Annotated in this window: 19 protein-coding genes; 16 read left to right on the forward strand and 3 right to left on the reverse strand. The window is 38.7% G+C overall.

From position 1 onward, the window contains the following. Positions 1–70 precede the first annotated feature (70 nt). The 4 genes from SCI76_RS00550 (at position 71) to SCI76_RS00565 (ending at position 4,685) form a co-directional block, all read left to right on the forward strand. A complete protein-coding gene (locus SCI76_RS00550; protein ID WP_013057347.1) occupies positions 71–643 on the forward strand; it encodes a DJ-1/PfpI family protein in 573 nt (190 codons plus the stop codon). A gap of 71 nt (positions 644–714) precedes the next feature. Then, positions 715–1,827 (forward strand): sugar diacid recognition domain-containing protein, encoded by a 1,113-nt coding sequence (locus SCI76_RS00555; RefSeq protein ID WP_328174938.1) that lies wholly within the window; start codon positions 715–717, stop codon positions 1,825–1,827. A gap of 129 nt (positions 1,828–1,956) precedes the next feature. Beyond that, complete coding sequence (glcD, locus tag SCI76_RS00560; RefSeq protein ID WP_328174937.1) at positions 1,957–3,369, forward strand: glycolate oxidase subunit GlcD; 1,413 nt, start codon at positions 1,957–1,959, stop codon at positions 3,367–3,369. Continuing rightward, entirely contained in the window at positions 3,366–4,685 is a 1,320-nt protein-coding gene (locus tag SCI76_RS00565) for a (Fe-S)-binding protein (protein ID WP_033579188.1), read from the forward strand. Before glcD ends, SCI76_RS00565 begins: the two co-directional genes overlap by 4 nt. A 27-nt stretch (positions 4,686–4,712) precedes the next feature. On the opposite strand, the gene SCI76_RS00570 is transcribed toward SCI76_RS00565, so the two are convergent. Continuing rightward, positions 4,713–5,717, reverse strand: a complete 1,005-nt coding sequence (locus SCI76_RS00570) for an LLM class flavin-dependent oxidoreductase (protein WP_028413099.1) — start codon at positions 5,715–5,717, stop codon at positions 4,713–4,715. 233 nt (positions 5,718–5,950) lie between these two features. On the opposite strand from SCI76_RS00570, the gene SCI76_RS00575 reads away from it, so the two are divergent. From SCI76_RS00575 to SCI76_RS00590, 4 genes are all read left to right on the forward strand, one after another. Then, entirely contained in the window at positions 5,951–6,586 is a 636-nt protein-coding gene (locus SCI76_RS00575) for a DUF1796 family putative cysteine peptidase (RefSeq protein WP_033579187.1), read from the forward strand. Positions 6,587–6,674: 88 nt separating this feature from the next. After that, positions 6,675–6,956, forward strand: a complete 282-nt coding sequence (locus tag SCI76_RS00580; RefSeq protein ID WP_407544875.1) for a hypothetical protein — start codon at positions 6,675–6,677, stop codon at positions 6,954–6,956. Positions 6,957–7,055: 99 nt separating this feature from the next. After that, the gene (locus SCI76_RS00585) at positions 7,056–7,460 is read left to right on the forward strand and encodes a YkvA family protein (protein ID WP_063247858.1); all 405 of its coding nucleotides are present in this window, start codon (positions 7,056–7,058) and stop codon (positions 7,458–7,460) included. Positions 7,461–8,167: 707 nt separating this feature from the next. Beyond that, positions 8,168–9,124, forward strand: a complete 957-nt coding sequence (locus tag SCI76_RS00590; protein WP_028408284.1) for an AEC family transporter — start codon at positions 8,168–8,170, stop codon at positions 9,122–9,124. A gap of 68 nt (positions 9,125–9,192) precedes the next feature. Here the strand turns inward: SCI76_RS00590 and SCI76_RS00595 are convergent, their stop codons facing one another. After that, complete coding sequence (locus SCI76_RS00595) at positions 9,193–10,062, reverse strand: LysR family transcriptional regulator (RefSeq protein ID WP_047750832.1); 870 nt, start codon at positions 10,060–10,062, stop codon at positions 9,193–9,195. A 113-nt stretch (positions 10,063–10,175) separates the two neighbouring features. Here SCI76_RS00595 and SCI76_RS00600 point away from each other — a divergent pair, with 113 nt between their 5' ends. The 4 genes from SCI76_RS00600 to SCI76_RS00615 are packed head-to-tail and all read left to right on the forward strand — an operon-like array spanning position 10,176 to position 12,914. After that, positions 10,176–10,757 carry a non-oxidative hydroxyarylic acid decarboxylases subunit B gene (locus tag SCI76_RS00600; RefSeq protein ID WP_028413102.1) on the forward strand — a complete coding sequence of 194 codons (582 nt, stop codon included), beginning with the start codon at positions 10,176–10,178 and terminating at the stop codon, positions 10,755–10,757. Between the two features lie 2 nt (positions 10,758–10,759). Beyond that, positions 10,760–12,181, forward strand: a complete 1,422-nt coding sequence (locus tag SCI76_RS00605; RefSeq protein ID WP_028413103.1) for a non-oxidative hydroxyarylic acid decarboxylases subunit C — start codon at positions 10,760–10,762, stop codon at positions 12,179–12,181. Positions 12,182–12,197: 16 nt separating this feature from the next. Next, complete coding sequence (locus tag SCI76_RS00610; protein WP_028413104.1) at positions 12,198–12,422, forward strand: non-oxidative hydroxyarylic acid decarboxylases subunit D; 225 nt, start codon at positions 12,198–12,200, stop codon at positions 12,420–12,422. A 21-nt stretch (positions 12,423–12,443) separates the two neighbouring features. After that, entirely contained in the window at positions 12,444–12,914 is a 471-nt protein-coding gene (locus SCI76_RS00615) for a hypothetical protein (RefSeq protein WP_048019187.1), read from the forward strand. 17 nt (positions 12,915–12,931) lie between these two features. Here the strand turns inward: SCI76_RS00615 and SCI76_RS00620 are convergent, their stop codons facing one another. Continuing rightward, a complete protein-coding gene (locus SCI76_RS00620; RefSeq protein ID WP_063247859.1) occupies positions 12,932–15,010 on the reverse strand; it encodes a helix-turn-helix domain-containing protein in 2,079 nt (692 codons plus the stop codon). 169 nt (positions 15,011–15,179) lie between these two features. On the opposite strand from SCI76_RS00620, the gene SCI76_RS00625 reads away from it, so the two are divergent. The 4 genes from SCI76_RS00625 to SCI76_RS00640 all read left to right on the forward strand — a co-directional run bounded on the left by SCI76_RS00625 (position 15,180) and on the right by SCI76_RS00640 (position 20,775). Continuing rightward, complete coding sequence (locus SCI76_RS00625; protein WP_033579181.1) at positions 15,180–16,403, forward strand: MFS transporter; 1,224 nt, start codon at positions 15,180–15,182, stop codon at positions 16,401–16,403. Between the two features lie 23 nt (positions 16,404–16,426). Beyond that, positions 16,427–17,878, forward strand: a complete 1,452-nt coding sequence (locus tag SCI76_RS00630) for a M20 family metallopeptidase (protein WP_407544880.1) — start codon at positions 16,427–16,429, stop codon at positions 17,876–17,878. A 224-nt stretch (positions 17,879–18,102) separates the two neighbouring features. Continuing rightward, positions 18,103–19,806, forward strand: a complete 1,704-nt coding sequence (locus tag SCI76_RS00635) for an NAD-dependent malic enzyme (RefSeq protein WP_255901208.1) — start codon at positions 18,103–18,105, stop codon at positions 19,804–19,806. A gap of 12 nt (positions 19,807–19,818) precedes the next feature. After that, positions 19,819–20,775, forward strand: a complete 957-nt coding sequence (locus tag SCI76_RS00640) for an AEC family transporter (protein ID WP_028408294.1) — start codon at positions 19,819–19,821, stop codon at positions 20,773–20,775. The last annotated feature ends 17 nt before the right edge of the window (positions 20,776–20,792 follow it).

Raw genomic sequence — 20,792 nt, forward strand, 5'->3', positions numbered from 1 at the left:
GAAAAGCAGGAATGGAAAGCAGCTTGCGAGAAGAAGTAAATGACGACATTAAAAGAAAAGGTGATAAAAGATGAGTAAACGTGTCTTGATTTTAACAGGAGATGCCGTGGAGGCTTTAGAAGTTTTTTATCCGTATTATCGCTGTTTAGAAGAAGATATTCAGTGTACCATTGCCTCTCCCGTGAAAAAGAAGCTCCAAACGGTTGTTCATGATTTTCTTCCAGAAATGGAAACATTCACAGAAAAAACGGGATATAAAATTGATTCTCATGCTTCTGTAGATGAAGTGGATCCCGCTGATTTTGACGGACTTATTATTCCTGGAGGACGAGCGCCTGAATATATTCGAATGAACACAAAAGTTCAGGAAATTGCTGCTCATTTTTTAAAAGAAAACAAACCTTTAGGCGTTATTTGTCATGGTCAGCTCGTGTTAACGACGGTTAGAGAGTATCTCCAAGACAGAGAAGTGACAGCGTATCCTGCTTGCCGTCCGGAAGTAGAAGCGGCGGGTGCTGTATTTGTTGAACAGACGCTCCACGTAGACAGAAACTTAGTAACCGGACAAGCTTGGCCGGATTTACCTAAATTTATGAAAGAGTTTTTTAACGTGCTAAAAAAAGCTGAAAAAGTGAACGCATAATAAAAAAAGCGGGCTGAGAGAAAACCATTCTTTCAGCTCTTTTAATTGATGATAGGTGAGGTGTAAACAACGTGCAGCTAGTTTCTGAACTGTCGAAGAAAATTATAAAAGAAGTGCAGCTTGTGATGAAAGAACATGTAATTGTAACGGATCCACGCGGAATTATTATTGCATCAACAGAAGAAAAGCGGGTTGGTTTTTTTCACGAAGGTGCGTGGAACGTGATGCAAAAAAAGCAAAAACTATATATCTCTAAAAAAGAAGCAGCAGATTTAAAAGGAGTTAAGCCAGGAATTAATTTGCCTATCAGTTATCAAGGAGACATTATTGGCGTTATTGGCATTACAGGTACTCCAGAAGCTGTTGAGCCTTTTGCAGATATTATTCGAAGATTAACAGAGTTAATTATTCGCGAAGCATACTACATAGAAACAAAGGAATGGGAAAATAAAGGAGTAGAAGCTTTTTTTCGTGAATGGATTTATAGCCAGCAGGTAGATGCAGAATTTATTGAACGAGGTCATATTTTAGGAGTACAAGTAGACAGTCCTTATTGCTGCACGCTGTTTCAAATTGACTCATCTCTTTCGAAAAAGAAGCAGCAGCAGGTACAAGAAACAATTCGCTACTGGTTTGAAAGTCATAAAGGTGAAGGAGATTATATCGCAAATTGGGGATACGATCGCTTACTTTTACTGAAAGAAGCGGTAGGTGAAAAGGTAAGACAAGGATTTAAAGAAGAATTAAAAAAATGTCAGCAGTACATTCAAGCAAACAACCAAGTTATCATCACTATTGGTGTAGGAAAGCCAGCGGAGCAATTTGATTTGCATGCTTCATATGAAGAAGCAAAAAAAGCGCTTAAAGTAGCTTCAAAACGTCAAACCGTTGTTTTTTATGAGGAACTGCTGATGGACATGATTTTAGAAGACGTTTCTGAACCTGTAAAAAAGGAATTCTTAAGTCGAGTGCTTTCAGCTCTTTTAAAAGAAAAAGAGCTTCTCGAAACGTTGAAATGCTATTTATCCAATGATCAATCATTAAAAAAAACGGCAGTTGATTTACATATTCATATCAATACGCTTCATTACCGCTTGAAGCAAATGAAAGAACTAACAGACATTGATCCTAAAAGTGTAAAGGGTCTCACGCTTTTTTACCTTGCGCTGTCTCTACTAGAATAAAGTGCGCTATTCATTAGATAAACATACAAAAAATGAGTTTTTAAAGCGCTTTTTTTTAGTTTTTTATCCATAGTCCCTCGTGGCTTCTGCAACTATAATAAGATTAAGAGATATATAAGGAGGAACGTTATGCTTAATGAACGAACAAAAGCAAAGCTCATTGAAGTTGTAGAATCGGCCAACTTTCAAGATAGCAGTGAAGCAAGACTCGTATATTCTTATGACGCAACCCCTAACTTTCAGTCGCTTCCTGATGCAGTTATTATGCCTGAAAATAAAGAACAAGTGAAAAGAATTTTAACGATATGCAATGAAGATCACGTTCCTATTGTGCCAAGAGGTTCTGGCACAAATTTAAGCGCAGGAACGTGTCCCACGCAAGGCGGAATTGTTCTTACCTTTAACCGGATGAATAAAATTTTGGAAATTGATGAAGAAAATTTAACCGCTACCGTGCAGCCAGGTGTTATCACGTTAGACTTAATTAATGCCGTAGAGGCAAAAGGTTTATTTTATCCTCCTGATCCAAGCTCTATGAAAATATCAACTATTGGAGGAAACATCAATGAATGCTCAGGAGGATTACGAGGCTTAAAATACGGAGTAACAAAAGATTACGTTCTTGGTCTTGAAGTAATTCTTGCAAACGGCGATTGTATTAAGACAGGAGGCAAGTTAGCTAAAGATGTAGCTGGCTACGATTTAACGAACTTGTTTGTCGGTTCTGAAGGAACGCTGGGCGTCGTGACAGAAGCGATTTTAAAGCTCATTCCAATACCTGAAACAAAACAAACTCTGCTTGCGCTGTTTGAACACATGGACGCAGCTGCTAAGACGGTTTCAGCAATTATCGCCAATAAGATTATTCCGGCTACGCTTGAATTTTTAGATCAGCCGACGTGTGAAGTAGTAGAAGATTTTGCCCAAGTTGGGCTTCCAACTGATGTAAACGCTGTCTTATTGATTGAACAAGATGGCCCGCCAGAAGTGGTGAAACGCGATATTGAAATGATTTCACGCATCTGCAGTGAAGGAAAGGCTGTATCGGTGAAAGTAGCGGCTTCGCAAGCAGAAGCAGAAGCGTTAAGTACAGCAAGAAGATCAGCTCTTTCTGCTTTAGCACGAATGAAGCCAACGACGATTTTAGAAGACGCAACCGTCCCGCGGTCTAAAATTAGTGAAATGGTCAAAGCGATTAATGAAATTGCTGTAAAATACAACGTTAAAATCTGTACGTTTGGTCATGCGGGAGACGGAAATCTGCATCCGACTTGTTTAACAGATGCGCGTGACGAAGAGGAGCTTCACCGAGTCGAACAAGCTTTTGAAGCGATTTTTCATAAAGCCATTGAGCTTGGAGGGACGATTACAGGTGAACACGGAGTCGGAGAAATGAAAGCACCGTATTTAGCATTGAAGATGGGCGGAGAAGGAGTAGCTGCGATGAAAGCAATTAAGTATGCTTTGGACCCGCAAGGAATTATGAATCCAGGGAAAATTTTTGCTAAAGACACGAGAAAAAGAGTGGTGGTTCGTTCATGACGGCAACAAAAGACATTCAGCAAGCGTTTAAAGAACGGTTAGATTATGACGAGTTAATGAATTGTATGAGATGCGGTTTTTGTTTGCCGAGCTGTCCGACGTATGGCCAAACCAATCAATATGAAGCAGCGTCACCGCGCGGAAGAATTGCTTTGATGAAAGGAGTTGTAGATGGGCTTATTGAACCGGATGAATCCGTTGAAAAACAATTGAACCTTTGCCTTGGCTGCCGAGCGTGTGAGCCTGTTTGTCCTTCGGGTGTGAAGTACGGACACTTATTAGAAGAAGCGCGTGATATTATTCAGCAGAAAAAACGACATAAATGGCCGGTAAAAGCGCTCAGGCATATGGTGTTTGAACAGCTTTTTCCGCATAAAGAACGATTAAAAAATGTACATTCTCTGCTTGCTTTCTATCAAAGAAGCGGCTTGCAAAAAGCTGTTCAAAAAACAAATATATTAAACGTCCTGCCCGGTAATTTAGCACAAATGGAAAAAACGCTTCCGCCTGTGCCAACAAAAAAAGAAATGAAGAAACGTCCTTTTTTATTTGAAGCAGAAGGAACAAGAGAGCGTACGGTTGCTTTTTTTACAGGGTGTTTAATGGACACGATGTTTATGGAAACAAACAACGCGACGATTGCACTTTTACAAAAAGCGGGGTGTAAGGTCGTTATACCAGAAGTGCAGACGTGCTGTGGCGCCCTGCATGCGCACGGCGGAGAAAAAGATCAGGCAAAAAAGTTAGCAAAACAAAATATTATGGCGTTTGAATCTATTCAAGCGGATGATATTGTTCTTAATGCAGGCGGCTGCGGTGCGCTGTTAGTGGAATACGATCATCTATTAAAAGATGAGCCGGAATGGAAAGAAAGAGCAGCGGTCTTTTCTGCAAAAGTCAAAGATTTCTCAGAGATTTTATTGCAGCAGCAGTTTGTAGAAAGACAAAAGTTATCGCTTCCAAGTCAAATTATTACGTATCAAGATTCGTGTCATTTAAGAAACGTGATGAAAACGTCCAGCGCACCGAGAAAACTGATCCAAGCGATTAACGGAACGGTGTTTAATGAAATGGAAAATGCGGCTCATTGCTGTGGCTCAGCTGGTATTTATAACTTAACGGAACAAGAGATGTCTATGCAAATTTTAGATTATAAAATGGAAAAAGTGAAAGAAGCCCATGCCCATACAATTGTAACAGCAAACCCGGGCTGTCTCATTCAAATGAAGCTAGGCGTAGTCAGAGAAGGAGTAGAAGAAAGTGTAAGGGCCGTTCATCTTGCAGATTTACTTCTTGAAGCAGTAGAAAGCAAATAAAAAGGCCGGACGTGTCCGGCCTTTTTATTATTTGAACAGCTGAGAAACAATTTCGTACGAACGAAGGCGAGCTTTGTGATCGTAAATTTGAGCGTTAATCATCAGTTCATCTGCCTCTGTTTCTTCAATAAACTGTTCAAGCTTGACTTTAATCGTCTCAGGACTTCCGACAATAGAAGAGCCCAGCTGCTGTTGAAGAGAAGCTTTTTCAAAGTCAGTCCATAGTTCATCCATATTATCCACGGGAGCTTTTAGTTTACCCGGTGTGTTTCGAATTAAATTTAGAAACTGCTGTTGCATAGAAGTAGCCAAGCGTTCAGCTTCTCTATCTGTATCAGCAGCGATTACGTTTACACCTAACATTGCATATGGTTTCTCTAACACGTCGGACGGCTTAAAATAACGACGGTACATGTTAAGAGCTGTCATTGTATTATTAGGCGAAAAGTGACTTGCAAATGAAAATGGCAAGCCTAGCTGTGCAGAAAGCTGTGCGCTAAAACCGCTTGAGCCAAGGAGCCAAATCGGAATATTTAAACCTTGACCGGGAACAGCTTTAACACGCATCTGACTTTCTGAAGCAGGTTTAAAGTATTCTTGCAGTTCGGCCAGCTGTTCTGGGAAGTCACTGCCGTCGCTTCTGCGGTCGCGTCGCAGCGCCTGCGCTGTCAGCTGATCTGTACCTGGCGCTCTTCCTAAGCCTAAATCAATACGTCCTGGAAATAGTGATTCAAGCGTACCAAAATGCTCAGCAATAACAAGCGGAGAATGGTTAGGAAGCATAATGCCGCCAGAGCCTACGCGAATGCGTGACGTGCCTCCAGCGACATGACCAATTACAACAGATGTAGCGGAGCTTGCGATACCTGTCATATTATGATGTTCAGCTAGCCAATAGCGGTTATACCCCCATTTTTCAGCGTGCTGAGCTAAATCTAATGTATTTCTAAGTGAGTCAGATACAGTTCCTCCTTCAACTACAGGAGAAAGATCTAACACGGAAATCGGAATATCTTTTAATGCTTTACTCATCAATTTCATCTTCTTTCTTTAAAGACTTCATAGGCCTTGTTATTTCAATGGAATACAAGTATTTTAACAAGAATCTTTCGACTTCCAAAATATTTTGCTTCGGTTGTTTTTTTTAATTCCTTACTCTTTTATTACACAAGCTCCTAAAACGCAAAAAGCTTGTACGGTATAAGGCAGAAGCCGCCTCTTTCTATAAAAGACTGTCATATTTTATAGAAGAAGGGAGGATGAATATGGTTACTTTAAATGAACTAAAAAGCAAGCAGTACGATATGATATACAGTTTAGGCTATAACTGTTTTCCAGGGATATATATGAAAAAATATTCTTTGCGAAAACAAGCCGGGGTGATTGATTGGTGTATTAGCATTTCTCTTTCTCATGTCAATCAGCTGTTGAAAAATCGCTGTAAAGACTTATTTGTATATGAACACTTAACCTATATCAGTTCTTTCGGAGATGGTTCCACGCTTAGACTGCGTGATAAGGTGTATCAAATTGATTCTGCTCATGATTTTCCGTCGTCTATTAATACGGAGACTAACTGGCTTTCATATAATGAAGTCAAAGAAAAATATGAACGGAGAACGGAGCGATTTTTAACGTCAATGGAGACCAGTTCTTGTATATTGTTTATTCGTATGGGTGGAACGTATGAAGAAGCGAAAGAATTAGAGCATGTTTTAAAGGGAATGGTCAAAAACGATTTCTATATACTGCTGCTGACAAACAGTGAAAAAGAACTTTTGTCCGAAGCTAACTGGGACTTGCCTTATACATGTGTTTTACATGCACCTATTTTTTCAATGGACGTGCTGCGCGATGATAAAGTATGGGAAGAGCTCTTAAGCGGGCTTGTTATAAAATAAAAGAAACTCTTTTTGTGTAATACGGGAATGAAAAAGCTCGTTTTTTTCATAGACTTTGTTATATCTGTGTATCAAAGGAGATGAAAAGATGGAGTCCAATGTGCGGAAGGCGATAAAAGAAATTGTATGGCTGCTGCTAGACCAAGATCAGCGCTGGAACGAGTATTTAGTACAGCTGGAGGATTTGAAAATACAAGTGGATTTGAACAGTTCCGCATATGAAGTTCTTAGAAAGATGACGGGTAATTACGAAGTGCTGCTTGAACATATGGATCTCATTCAGCAGTTTGAAAATCATTCTAAAAGTGAAACGGCGCTGAATGACTTAGTTACTATCGTTATGAAGCATTACTCATTAAAAAATTCATAAGCCTGCTTTGTGCAGGTTTATGGAGTTTAAGCTCTCAATGGAATTCGGTAAAGATAATCGTTTATAATAAGTACATATGGTGATGAAAGGGTGATCGATATGGAAGAGAAACAAGAAATTGTACCCGTTCGTACAGAGGAAACAGCCAAATATTATTCGGAAGAAAAATTTTGGGACAAGCTTAAAAAGTTTGGTAAAAAAGCAGGGGCAAACGTTGTTTATGCCGTACTGCTTTTATACTACACGCTGCAAAAGCCTGATATTCCGCCAAAAGCAAAAGCAGTTATTATAGGAGCATTGGGTTATTTTATTCTTCCTTTAGATTTAATTCCAGACTTTGCAGCAGGAATTGGGTTTACAGATGATTTAGGAGCTCTAGGGCTTGCATTGATTCAAGTTGCCATGTACATTGATGAAGGTGTTAAACTTAAGGCAAAAGAAAAAATTAAAACGTGGTTTTCAGAAGAACACAATTTTTCCATTATTGATGCTAAAATAAAGTAACGTTACGATCGAAATGTCATTATTAAATAAAGTGAGCAAAAGAAGGTGATAGATGAATCATCTTCTTTTTAACCGATAATATATAGGTCTTTATGACTATTTTAATCCGTTTTATGTAAAAAAAACAGGATTAAAATATTTTTTTCATTAAAATTTTAAGCAATGTAATTGAATAATTCCCCTACAAATGTTAAGTTAAAACATGTTCATAAATTCGTCACAGAAAGCAATATACAAATAAGTAAGATAGTTTGTAAAAACTTTGTGAAATTATGGAACTTTTTAACTGAGAGTTTCAAACTCTTAGAGATTCTTCCTCATCAATCAGAAGTCGCTTTCTTTCGTCACAAGATTAAGCATCTTTCATTTGAAGGTGTTTTTTTTCAGCTTAAGTAAGCCAACAACATGATTGTATGACAAGTTTTTACTAAGGTTGTAGAGTTACTGTATTGTATGACAAGTTTTATGTGATTTGATGTTGATTAAATGAACAGTTTCGAAGTAAATAAATGATTGCAGAAAAACAAAGTCCATGCGTTTTCATGAACCATTATACGTTACTTCATATTTGTAGAGATGTTTAGCAAAAAGGGAGATGAATAGCCTGACGTAAACAATATCCATAGACAAGCCTTAGAAGATAATTATCTTTCTAAGAAAGCAAATTTATATGATTGATTCTAATCTAAACAATGGAGTGTTCAAAAATGGAAATTAGTCAAATCTTTATTATTTTAACCCCAATCTTTTTTGTTATTTTGCTAGGTTATTTAGCAGGATATTTTAAAAAGTTTGATGCAACAACATCTAAAGGGTTAAATACGCTTGTAACAAAATTTGCGTTACCTGCACATCTATTCGTTGGTATTACAACAACATCAAAACAAACGCTTATTGAAAAATGGCCGTTTTTACTAGCATTAGTTCTTGGTATTATTGGATTTTATGTTCTTTTCTTACTTGTTGCAAAATATGTATTCAAATACTCGCTAACAGGCGCGTCTATGTTCTCTTTAAACTCTACGCAGCCAACGTTTGCGTTTATGGGTATTCCCGTATTAGGTAGCTTGTTTGGCGCGGATGTAGTAGCAATTCCAATCGCTATTACGGGTATCGTAGTAAATGCGATGCTTGATCCTTTAGCAACTATTATTGGTACGGTTGGACAGCGCGAAAGAAGTGAAGGGGATTCTGAAGAAAGCTTATTTAAAGTAACGATTAAATCAATCTTACACGGTCTTTCTGAACCGTTAGCTTGTGTTCCGTTAATCGCAGTAGTATTAGTGCTATGTGGATTCCAATCTCCAGATTTACTATCAAGCAGTTTAGATCAAATTGGTTCAATTACATCTGGTGCGGCACTATTCGCAGTTGGGGTAACAATTGGTATCCGTAAAATTCAATTTAGCCCAGCGGCATTTGGTATTGCGATTTTAAAAGTGGCTATTCAGCCGCTTGTAATGTTAGGAATTGCAACAGCAATGGGTCTATCATCAGCTGACATCGTAAAATTAGTGTTATTAGTAGCGTTCCCAGGTTCAGCTGTAGCAGCGATGATTTCAGTGCGCTTTGATAGCCTAGCTGGTGAAACAGCTTCAGCATTCGTACTTAGTGCCATTATGTCACTTGTTACATTACCGCTATTAATTTCTTGGTTAATGTAGTCACATATATCAATATAAAATAAAAAAGGCTTTGCTATTTTAGCAAAGCCTTTTTTGTGCATCTATACTTAAAAAAGCTTTAGAAATTCTTGAGCGATTTTGGGGAGATAACTATCGGTACGCCACGTAACTAAAGGCTCAATTACAAATGGATTATCTTCTATGCTTAAAATTTTAATATGTTCTAGTGAAAAAGAAGATAGCATCGAATAAGGAACAATAGCAGCACCAAGGCCACGACATACTAAATTAAGAAGCATCGCTGAGTCATGGCATTCGCATAAAATGTTAGGTGTTATATCCATCTTTTTAAATTCCTTTATAATGCGGTTGTATATGCTTATTTCCCGATTTGAACGAAGAAGAATAAGAGGGAGAGAAGCGATTTCAGCGACTGAAATCTTTTCTGTTGCATAACTACTTTCTTTGGGAACTGCTACAACAAAGACATCTGGTGCAAGTGTTTTTGTTTTTACCTGTTGATAAGGTAAGTCTGTAGTGGTGACTGCTACATCAATCTTTCCATCCGTCAACAACTCATTTAAATGAGCTGGTTCGTTTTCATAGATATTAAAAGTACTGTTTGGATACTGTTTTTGAATAAGAGCTAGCTTATCGAGAACCGTTGATGCACAGTAGATTGTACATCCGACTTCAAGCTTTTCATTTGTTACGTTTTTACATTCCTGTACTTCCAATACTGATTTTTCGACCCTTTGCACAATTTCTTTCGCTCGTTTTAAAAAAAGCTCTCCTTCTGCCGTTAACAATAAGCGCTTGTTATTGTTTCGTTCAAAAAGCAAAAGGCCCAGCTCATTTTCGAGCTGCTTTAGCTGTCTGCTTAAAGGAGGCTGAGCCATGTGCAGACGCTTGGCTGCTTTAGTTACATTTAATTCTTCAGCTATGACAATAAAATAATGCAGCTGTCTTAGTTCCACTGTATTCAACTCCATACTTTAAAGGTATTATTATATACTTTATCAATATTTTAATTGTATGGAAAATAAGTGTAAAGTTAAATGTGTAACCAAAGCAGAGAGGAGGAAAAGAAATGAAAATAGCTGTAGGAATAACAGGAGCCACAGGAGCTATTCTAGGTATTCGAATTTTAGAGCTTTTGAAGAAGGCTTCTGTTGAAACGCATTTAGTCATGTCGTCTTGGGCTCATGCCACAATTAAGCTGGAAACACCGTATAGCGTTAGGCAAGTAGAAGCGCTAGCAGATTATTGTTATTCATATCAAGACCAAGCAGCAAAAATTTCGAGCGGTTCATTTCGTATAGACGGAATGATTGTAAGTCCTTGCAGCATGAAAACATTAGCATCTATTCGAATGGGACTAGCAGATAACTTAATAGCAAGAACGGCAGATGTGATGTTAAAAGAAAGAAAGCCACTGGTGCTACTTCCTCGAGAAACGCCTTTGAATACGATTCATTTAGAAAACATGCTGGATCTCTCAAAAATGGGAGCTATCCTTGTGCCTCCTATGCCAGCTTTTTATAACAAACCTGAGACAATTGATGATATTGTCACGCATATTGCTGTTCGAACGTTAGATCAATTAGGAATTGAGCTTCCTGAGGCAAAAAGATGGAATGGAATTAAACATTTATCACAAGGAGGAAAATAAACATGGCTTATAAAGACTTTAGAGATTTCCTTGATACGCTACATAAAGAAGGGCAGCTGCTGACGATTACAGATGAAGTGCAGCCAGATCCGGATTTAGGTTCAGCAGGTCAAGCCATCAGTAATTTAGGAGATCAAACGCCGGGATTATTATTTACAAATATTTATGGATATAACAACGCAAAGGTAGCTCTAAACGTAATGGGTTCCTGGTCAAATCACGCGTTAATGATGGGACTGCCTAAATCAACTCCTGTAAAAGAACAGTTCTTTGAGTTTGCTCGGAGATATGAAAAATTTCCTGTTAAAGTGAAAAGAGAAGAAACAGCGCCATTTCATGAGTGTGAAATTAAAGATGATATTAACTTATTCGACCTTTTGCCATTGTTCCGCTTGAATCAAGGAGACGGAGGCTATTATCTAGATAAAGCGTGCGTTATTTCTCGTGATCAGCATGATAAGGCGCATTTCGGCAAACAAAACGTAGGTATATATCGTATGCAGGTCAAAGGGAAAGACCGTCTAGGCATTCAGCCCGTGCCACAGCATGATATTGCCATTCACTTGAAACAAGCCGAAGAAAAAGGTGAAAACCTCCCTGTATCAATTGCTTTAGGATGTGAACCCGCGATTGTCACAGCAGCTGCTACGCCGCTTCATTACGATCAATCAGAGTATGAAATGGCAGGAGCTATTCAAGGTGAGCCGTACAGAATTGTGAAGTCTCAGCTTTCTGATTTAGATGTACCTTGGGGAGCAGAAGTGATTTTAGAGGGAGAAATCTTAGCTGGTGAACGTGAGTATGAGGGTCCTTTTGGTGAATTTACAGGTCATTACTCCGGTGGCAGAAGCATGCCTGTTATCAAAATCAATCGCGTATACCATCGCAAAGATCCTATTTTTGAAAGTTTATATATCGGTATGCCTTGGACAGAAACAGATTATTTAATTGGAATCAATACAAGCGTTCCTTTATATCAGCAGCTAAAAGAAGCATATCCTGAAGAGATTGAAGCGGTGAACGCGATGTATACTCATGGTCTTGTTGCTATCATTTCAACGAAAAGCCGATACGGAGGATTTGCTAAGGCGGTTGGTATGAGGGCATTGACTACGCCGCATGGATTAGGATATTGCAAGCTAGTTATTTTAGTAGACGAAGATGTGGATCCGTTTAATTTACCGCAAGTCATGTGGGCGCTATCGACAAAAATGCACCCAAAACATGATGTTATAACAGTGCCTAATCTCTCAGTTCTGCCACTTGATCCAGGATCTGATCCGGCTGGTATTACAGATAAAATGATTTTGGATGCTACAACACCGGTTGCTCCAGAAACAAGAGGCCACTACTCGCAGCCTTTAGATACACCACTTGAAACTGAAAAATGGGAAAAAATCTTAACGAATATGATGCAAAAATAAACAAGGAGGAATCGACATGCATACTTGTCCAAGATGTGAAGCCAAACAAGCGAACTTAGTATCTAAATCACCAGTTGAAGGAGCCTGGGAGATTTACTTATGCAACGTGTGTTTGTTTACTTGGCGTTCTTCTGAACCTGAAACCATCACCAATCCTGAAAAATACCCTCGACCATTTAAAATCAATCCAAAAGACGTACCGCTGGCAACGCACGTGCCTCCTGTGCCACCCCGATCTTAATGAGCAAAGGTGGTAAGTAAAATGAATAAAGCAGAGCTGCCAAAAGCCGTGCGCGTATTTTTAAATGGAAAAGATCTAGAAAGGAAACAGCATGATGCGATGCTGCTATCTACAGTGACATCCGAGGGGTTTCCTCATGTAGCAATGATTAGCGCAGGAGAGCTGGTAGCTATTAGCTCTTCGCGCGTCAAGCTGTTAGTATGGAAAGATACCACGTCTTCAAAAAACATGATACAGAATCATAAGTCAACCGTTACATTAGTTGTTGAAGGCAAAGCTTATTACATTAAATTTCGGCTAAAAAAAGAAGCTCCTGTGTTATCAGGCTATGAGCTATTTACGGGAGAAGTAGCCGCTGTTAAAGAAGATTACGCAAAATATGCAGTTTTAACATCGGGCATTCAATTTCAGCTTCATGATTCCAAAGAGGTACTGAGCCGCTGGAAGCAATCAATTAAGGCTGTTCTTTCTACCGAAAAAACCGATTCTTAAAAATAAGAATCGGTTTTTCAGCTGTAGTGAAATTTTTTCAAATAGCACGCTAGCTGCACTTTTAATAGATGTTCACTATTTGTAAATGATATGTTCATTTTATCTTCGATTTTCTTCAACCGCTGATAGAGTGTATTAACGTGAATATGAAGCTGCTTAGCTGTAAGTGAAGCCGAGCGGTTGTTATCAAAATACGCTTCTAGCGTTTGTTCTAAAGGTTCATCGTTCAAATGATTGTTTTTAAGAGGGACAAATACTTCGTCAATAAAGGTTTTGACTTCTTCTTTCGATTGATTAATAAATAACCGGTTAATTCCTATTTCCTCATACAACATGCATCCATCTTGCTGCTGAGACAGAAGGTAAGAGACAGCTTTTTCAGCTTCACTATAACTTTTTTCTATTTGGGTAAAGTGAGAATAACGACTTCCAATCCCTATTTTTACATGACATTCATTGTAGTAACGCCATTTTGAGAGTGAATCTTCTAATTGTTTGATAATAGCATGATGGTCTTCATAAGAATCAAGCGTGAATACAATGGTTACTTTCGTGTCGAATCCGTATACGACCGGCGCTTTTAAGCTGAAAACCGATTTGATGTCAGATACAAGGCGATGAAGATGTAAGTTTAAGAGCTGCAGGTCCGCCTGTGAACGAATGGTAATAAGAGCGACTAGAATATGCTTTTTTGTATCAATGTTTAGCTCATTTGCTTTTTGATACAGTAAAGTGGTGTCATAACATGATAAGTATTCACTAAATAGTTCATGCGTTCGCTTGTAAAATAAATCGACTAACGTTTGTTTTTTCAGCATTTCTAGTGCAATAACAGAGCTGCTTTGTTCGAGTGCCACTTGATCTAGAGAGGAAAGATCTTCTTGATTTGTCTGCAGAATAACTAACCCTAAGAGCGTATCAATGCCGTGTATCGGTTGAATGTAGACGCTGTGCTTCTGGTTGTGTGACTCAATAGTATAAAAGCAAGCTTTTGTATGTAAAAGAAAATGCGTGTGAAATTCAGCTGTTTTTGTGTCTACATCAAGAAATTTTAAAAAGCCATAGGTCTTATTATCAACAAAATCTACAATGGTGACGGGAGATGTAACCATTCGGCGTAATTCGGTAAGTATCGGTTCAATTCCTTTACTTTGAAGTGAAACGTTCATGAATGTGCGATGAATTTGATCGCGGCGTATTAAAAGTTCATTTTGTTTTTTTACATCTTCAAAAAGCGCTGAGTTTAAGAGAGCAATCGAAACTTGATCGGAAAAGCTTTCTAACAATTCTTTATCCTCTTCATTTAAAAGAGGAGTTGTACCGTTTTGATAAATAATGAGTACGCATACCGTTTGTTCTTCCATGCAAATTGGGACAGAAATAATAGATTGAATGTTTGTAAATGTATAGGACTGATTAAGATAGTGAATATTATCGTCAGTCATAGTAGAAGAATCGCGTACTATATCCTCTAAGTTCGTATACATATAGCTTTTATTATGCTGAAATGTCTTTCCGATAATTCCTTCGCCAACTTTCATTTTCATGTTTTGAATTTCATTGTTTGGCCCCCCGGACCAGGCGCGAGGCAAAAGAAATTCAGTGGAAGAATCAAACATCCACAGCACGCCCATATCCGCAACAGAAATAACTGAAAGAGCATTTTCTAGAATTCTTGTTAATAGATAGTCAGAGTCTTGTAAAAGCGAGATTTCCTTAATGCTTTTCATAAGTACGTTCAAAATGTGCTCATGCCGCTCTAGCTTTTTTTGCAGCACATAAGGAGAAAAGTTAGCGGATAGCTTCTTTATTTGTTGTGGTGTCCAGTCATGCTTAGCAAATATGCGAACAACAAACGCATACCGGTTTGGAAAGGATAAGTAAATTTCTTCGAACTCTTCATATGCGATATGCTTTTGAAAGGAATCACTGCCGTTATGTAGGCTAGTGGGAGGAGTGTAAGTCAGGGATGAGCATAAAGAACTGGAAAAAAACATGTTAAAATTTGCAGAATCAATACTTGTCCAAATTTGATAAGAACTGTTTTTAATAATAGATGTAAGATAACCTTTCATATTAGCTAATAAATCACTCATATTAACAACCCCTTATAGACTACTTAATGTAAAAAAATACATAGTTATAGTTCTTATTATATAGAAATACACATTGAAAAAATAGTCAGAATTTTTTAATATTTATGTAACGAATCGATTTGTTACAAAACATTACATTAAATGGAATAAAAAGGAGATGAGCGAGTTTATGCTAGCAAGGTCGAACTGGAAATACATCATTTTATTTTTATTATTTTTAGGCTGGTCGCTTGGAAACTTAGATCGTTTTATTATTAATTACGCTATTTTAGATATCTCGAAAGATCTACACCTTAATGCTTCTTCTACAGGCATCATCTTAAGCAGTTTTTTTGCAGGATACGCACTGATGCAAATACCTGGTGGGTGGCTAGCAGACCGCTTTGGGTTTAAAAAAGTCATTACAATCGCCGTGCTTTTATGGTCTTTGTTTACGGTTTTTACCGGAATGGCCTGGTCTTTTGCTTCTATTATTATCATTCGCTTTTTATTTGGATTAGGGGAAGGGAGCTATTTTCCATCTGCGTCAAAAGGAATCGCAGGGTGGTTTCCTCAGCAAGAACGCAGTAGAGCCATGTCTTTTTTGTTATCGTCAGGTACGATTATGGGCGTGGTGACACCGATTCTGGCGACGCAGCTGATGCAAACAATAAGCTGGAGAAGTATCTTTTATATCATAGGAGCCATCGGGCTTGTTATTACAGTTCTGTTTGTTTTTTTACTAAAAGAAAAGCAGCAGGGGGAAAAAAGAGAGGCTTCTGCTATTCCTGCTAAGCAGATGACATTAAAAGAAATTATCAAAACCCCGATGATTTGGAATTTATTTATTGCCTATTTCAGTATTTACGCTATTAACTGGGGGCTCATGTCGTGGATGCCTACATATTTAGCCGAAGTAAGACATTTGAATTTAACGGACATCGGTTTTCTTTCCGCTATCCCAGCATTTGTAGGCATTATAGGAATGTTTGTTAGCGGCTTTATTTTAGACAAGCTTCCAGAAGGAAAAGACAAGACGATAGCAGCGGTTTTTGGTTTACTGATGGGCGTTTTTCTTTGCTTAATGGCTATTTCACCTAGCGTAGGCATGTTTATCGTTTTTCAAAGCGCAGTAACTTTACTGTTTTCATTTAATGTGATTTTAATCGCTTCAGCTCCTTTAAAAATGCTGCCTGAATCAGTGGTCGGTTCAGCAAATGGTTTTATTAATACAGGGGCTCAAGCAGCCGGCGTATTAACACCAATGCTTATTGGTTTTTTAGTACAATCGTTTGGCGGGTCTTATAATGCAGCGTTTGCTTTATTAATTATCTGCGCTCTTGTCTGTGCTATTTCGTTGTTTTCGATTCGACCTGCAAAAGTGGTAGTGAACGCACAAAATGCTGTTAAATAATGAGGGAAAAAGGAGAGTGTCTTATGGGTATTGTCAAAAAAGTCGAACAACTTATTAAACAAAAGCGACACGAGCTAACTCAAATCAGTGATCAAATATGGGAATATGCAGAAACGAGGTTTGAAGAGTATAAGTCGGCACAGCTAATTTGCGACATGTTAGAAAAAGAAGAGTTTACGCTTCGTACACATATTGCTAACCTTGAAACAGGTTTTATTGGAAGTTACGGGCACGGTTATCCGGTTATCGCTATTCTTGGTGAATATGATGCGCTTACCGGGCTGAGTCAAAAAGATAAGTGTGCAGTAGCAGATCCAGTTAAAAAAAATGGAAATGGCCATGGGTGTGGACATAACCTACTTGGCGTAGGCTCACTAGCAGCTGCGCTTGCAGTCAAAGAATACTTAAAAGAAAAAAATGTTCCGGGAACCGTTCGATACTATGGATGTCCAGCTGAAGAAAGTGGCTACGGAAAGACGTATATGGTACGAGAAGGATTTTTCCAAGATGTAGACATCGCGTTTTCGTGGCATCCGGCTACCGTTAATGGTGTCATGCATACGTCATCGAATGCGGTTATGCAAGCAACTTTTAAATTTAAAGGAAGAAGCAGTCATGCAGCTGCTAGTCCTCACCTTGGCAGAAGCGCTTTAGACGCTGTAGAGTTGATGAATATTGGTGTGAATTATATGCGTGAACATATGATAGATGAAGCGCGCGTACACTATGCCATTACAAACAGCGGAGGCATTTCTCCTAATGTTGTTCAAGCAGAAGCGGAAGTCATGTACTTAATTCGTGCTCCGAAGCCATCTCAAGTAAAAGAACTTTATGAACGGGTTGTGAAAATTGCAAAGGGAGCGGCTTTAATGACTGAAACACAAATGGAACAGGAAATTCAAGGAGCCTGCGCTAATCTAATTCCAAATCAAACAATGGAGCAGCTGATGCATAAGCAAATGATGCAGATAAATTTGGCTGAGGTGAAACATGAAGAAATAGTCTTTGCCAAAGCTATTTACGAGTCTACATCCGCTGAAGACAAAGAAGCAGCAAAAAAACAAGTCGGTTCACTGCTAGACAGAGCTTTAGCAAATCATCCAGTCTTCAACCAAATTGCTCCTATGTCTAAAAATGTTTCCTTCATGACGGGATCAACCGATGTTGCAGACGTTAGCTGGAATGTTCCAACTGCACAGTGCGTGACTGCAACGTGGGCTTATGCTACGCCGTTTCATACATGGCAAGCTGTTGCTCAAGGGAAAACAGAGTATGCTCACGATGCGATGTTGTTAGCTGGAAAAGCCATTGCGGCTACGGCGATTGAAATGATAGAAAATCAAGAGCTGATTAGTCAAGCGAAACAAGAGCTAGAGGATAGGCTAGAAGGGGAAAGCTATGAATGTCTTGTGCCTTCACATATACAGCCACCTAATTACTCAGAAAGTGAGCACGAAGACTATAGCATGGTGTAAAAAACGTATTTTTGTGTAAGGAAGATCCGAACGATGAATCGTTCGGATTTTTTTATTGTTAGGTTGAACACAGGGTTCATTTATCCCGTTTTTTCGTCTTTAGATTGTATTGATGTAGTTATGCTTCAATCTCTTTTTTTGTTTTCATTAAAAATAAATGGTTAAAAATATATCTCTTTGCTGAACCTAACCCTATCTAATTGTTCACGAAAAGAGGTAAAAACATGAGAGCATATAAAATAGAAAAAGATGGTTCAATTTCAACTTCACTAAAAGGAAAATCAGTTTTATCCACTTCTTATTTAAACAAAGGTTCTGCTTTTACTGAAGAAGAAAGACAAGACCTTCATCTGCAGGGGCTTCTTCCTCCAACGGTCTTAACGTTAAAAGAGCAGGCAAAAAGAGCATATGAGCAGTTCAAAAAAGCACCGAATGATCTTCAAAAAAATAATTCGTTGAATGATCTACATAATCGGAACGTCGTGTTGTTTTATCGTTTATTAACCGATCATTTAAGTGAAATGCTTCCCATTATTTACACGCCTACTGTAGGTCAATCCATTCAAGAATACAGCCATGAATACCACCGTCCTGACGGCTTATATTTATCCGTAAATGAAGCGGATCGATTAAGTGAGGCGATTGAAAATTTAGGGCTCGACAGCGAAGATATTGATTTGCTTGTAGTCACGGATTCAGAAAGTATTCTAGGCATTGGGGACTGGGGTGTAGGAGGGATAAATATTGCAGTGGGAAAGTTAGCGGTCTACACAGCTGCAGCAGGAATTGACCCAAGCCGCGTACTGCCTGTTGTTCTTGACATGGGGACCAATAACAAAAAGCTTCTTGAAGATCCTTTGTATTTAGGAAATCGTCATGAACGAGTAAAAGGAGAAGACTATAATCGTTTTATCGCTCAATTTGTAAAAGAAATAACGGCCAAGTTTCCTAAAGCGCTTCTTCATTGGGAGGATCTTGGTAATATTAACGCGCGTCACATTATGAAAGAATATGGCGATAAAATTTTAACATTTAATGATGATATTCAAGGAACGGGAGTAATTACTCTTGCAGCCGTTTTAACAGCGGTTCGTATTACAGGAACGCCTTTAAAAGATCAGCGAGTTGTTGTATTTGGACCAGGATCCGCTGGAATTGGGAATGCCGATCGTATTCATAGTGCGATGATGCTTGAAGGGTTATCTGAAGAAGAAGCATATGATCGTTTTTGGGCATATGATTACAGAGGTCTGTTAACGGAAGATATGGAAGATTTAGCTCCTTTTCAACAGCCATATGTTCGCCAAAATGAAGAGATTAAAGAATGGGAAAAAGACGATGAAAATAAAATTTCACTGTTGGAGCTTGTCAAGCAAGTGAAGCCAACGATTTTAATTGGAACATCAGGCGTCACGGATGCTTTTACCGAAGAAATTATTAAAGAAATGGCAAAGCATGTAGAGCGCCCGGTGATTATGCCGCTTTCAAACCCAACTAAACTTGCTGAAGCTGTTCCGGAAAATATTATAAAATGGACGGAAGGAAAAGCCCTTATTGCAACGGGAAGTCCATTTGAACCCGTTGAATATAACGGGCACACTTACGAAATCGGACAGGCTAATAATGCATTTGTGTTTCCAGGTCTTGGTTTAGGTGCAATTGTGGTTCGCGCTCAAAAGTTTACTGAATCTATGTTTGCAGAAGCAGCCAATGCAGTAGCGCGTATAGCAGAAACAGATACAAAAGGAGATACGCTTCTTCCAAATATTAAAGATCTTCAAAAAGTATCAAAGGCGGTTGCTGTAGCAGTTGCCGATGCTGCTGTAAAAGATAACGTAGCAACTGTTACCGAAAAAAATGTAGCTGAACTTGTAGAAGAAGCGGTATGGCAGCCTGTTTATAAACCTGTTAAGGCAAGAAATGAATGAGGTGAATGATAAATGAGCATAGGTCAAATTTTCCTCATTCTCGCGCCTATCTTTTTTGTCATTTTGCTTGGTTATTTAGCAGGGCACTTTAAAAAATTTGATAAGCAAACGTCTAAGGGGCTCAACACATTAGTAACGAAGTTTGCGCTTCCTGCACACTTATTTGTAGGTGTAACGACAACGCCAAGAAAAACACTCATAGACGAATGGCCGTTTTTAGTAGCGCTGATTTTAGGAATCGTCGGGTTTTACCTCATTATCTTGCTTGTCGTGAAGTATGCAGGGAAGAATACGTTAACTGCCTCTTCTATGTTTGCCTTAAACTCAGCTCAGCCAACGTTTGCTTTTATGGGCATTCCAGTACTCGGAGGATTGTTTGGTGCAGGCGCAGTAGCGATTCCAATTGCCATCACAGGAATCGTGGTGAATGCGATTTTAGATCCGCTGGCAACGATTTTAGGAACCGTTGGACAACGGGGGCGAAAAGAAGGGGAAGAGAAAACAAGTTTATTTAAAGTAACGGTTCATTCCATTTTGCATGGTTTATCTGAGCCTTTGGCATGTGTACCGTTAATTGGAGTGATTTTAACCCTTTGCGGTTTTCAGTCACCTAAACTGTTACAGGATATGCTTGATCAAATCGGAAGTATTACATCGGGAGCAGCTTTGTTTGCGGTAGGAGTAACGATTGGAATTGGAAAAATTAACTTTAGTAAAGGGGCGCTTGGGATAGCCGTCTTAAAAGTAGCGGTTCAACCCATCGTTATGCTCGGAATTGCAGTATGGATAGGGTTGTCTTCAGATGAAGTGACAAAAGCTATTTTACTGGTAGCTTTTCCTGGGTCTGCTGTAGCAGCGATGATTGCTTTGCGGTTTGAAAGCTTAGAAAACGAAACGGCATCTGCTTTTGTTATTAGTGCTATTTTATCGTTGATTACGCTGCCGCTTCTTATTTCTTGGCTTATGTAAATAAAAAAACGAAAGAG

It is taken from the genome of Priestia sp. HNGD-A6, assembly GCF_045784335.1.
In the GTDB taxonomy this organism is placed as follows: domain Bacteria; phylum Bacillota; class Bacilli; order Bacillales; family Bacillaceae_H; genus Priestia; species Priestia zanthoxyli.

Bases quoted from the DNA above. Each gene is read 5' to 3' on its own strand.
- SCI76_RS00550 (WP_013057347.1), top strand. From the start codon at position 71: ATGAGTAAACGTGTCTTGATTTTAACAGGAGATGCCGTGGAGGCTTTA.
- glcD (WP_328174937.1), top strand. From the start codon at position 1,957: ATGCTTAATGAACGAACAAAAGCAAAGCTCATTGAAGTTGTAGAATCG.
- SCI76_RS00565 (WP_033579188.1), top strand. From the start codon at position 3,366: ATGACGGCAACAAAAGACATTCAGCAAGCGTTTAAAGAACGGTTAGAT.
- SCI76_RS00570 (WP_028413099.1), bottom strand. From the start codon at position 5,717: ATGAGTAAAGCATTAAAAGATATTCCGATTTCCGTGTTAGATCTTTCT.
- SCI76_RS00575 (WP_033579187.1), top strand. From the start codon at position 5,951: ATGGTTACTTTAAATGAACTAAAAAGCAAGCAGTACGATATGATATAC.
- SCI76_RS00580 (WP_407544875.1), top strand. From the start codon at position 6,675: ATGGAGTCCAATGTGCGGAAGGCGATAAAAGAAATTGTATGGCTGCTG.
- SCI76_RS00585 (WP_063247858.1), top strand. From the start codon at position 7,056: ATGGAAGAGAAACAAGAAATTGTACCCGTTCGTACAGAGGAAACAGCC.
- SCI76_RS00590 (WP_028408284.1), top strand. From the start codon at position 8,168: ATGGAAATTAGTCAAATCTTTATTATTTTAACCCCAATCTTTTTTGTT.
- SCI76_RS00600 (WP_028413102.1), top strand. From the start codon at position 10,176: ATGAAAATAGCTGTAGGAATAACAGGAGCCACAGGAGCTATTCTAGGT.
- SCI76_RS00605 (WP_028413103.1), top strand. From the start codon at position 10,760: ATGGCTTATAAAGACTTTAGAGATTTCCTTGATACGCTACATAAAGAA.
- SCI76_RS00610 (WP_028413104.1), top strand. From the start codon at position 12,198: ATGCATACTTGTCCAAGATGTGAAGCCAAACAAGCGAACTTAGTATCT.
- SCI76_RS00615 (WP_048019187.1), top strand. From the start codon at position 12,444: ATGAATAAAGCAGAGCTGCCAAAAGCCGTGCGCGTATTTTTAAATGGA.
- SCI76_RS00620 (WP_063247859.1), bottom strand. From the start codon at position 15,010: ATGAGTGATTTATTAGCTAATATGAAAGGTTATCTTACATCTATTATT.
- SCI76_RS00625 (WP_033579181.1), top strand. From the start codon at position 15,180: ATGCTAGCAAGGTCGAACTGGAAATACATCATTTTATTTTTATTATTT.
- SCI76_RS00630 (WP_407544880.1), top strand. From the start codon at position 16,427: ATGGGTATTGTCAAAAAAGTCGAACAACTTATTAAACAAAAGCGACAC.
- SCI76_RS00635 (WP_255901208.1), top strand. From the start codon at position 18,103: ATGAGAGCATATAAAATAGAAAAAGATGGTTCAATTTCAACTTCACTA.
- SCI76_RS00640 (WP_028408294.1), top strand. From the start codon at position 19,819: ATGAGCATAGGTCAAATTTTCCTCATTCTCGCGCCTATCTTTTTTGTC.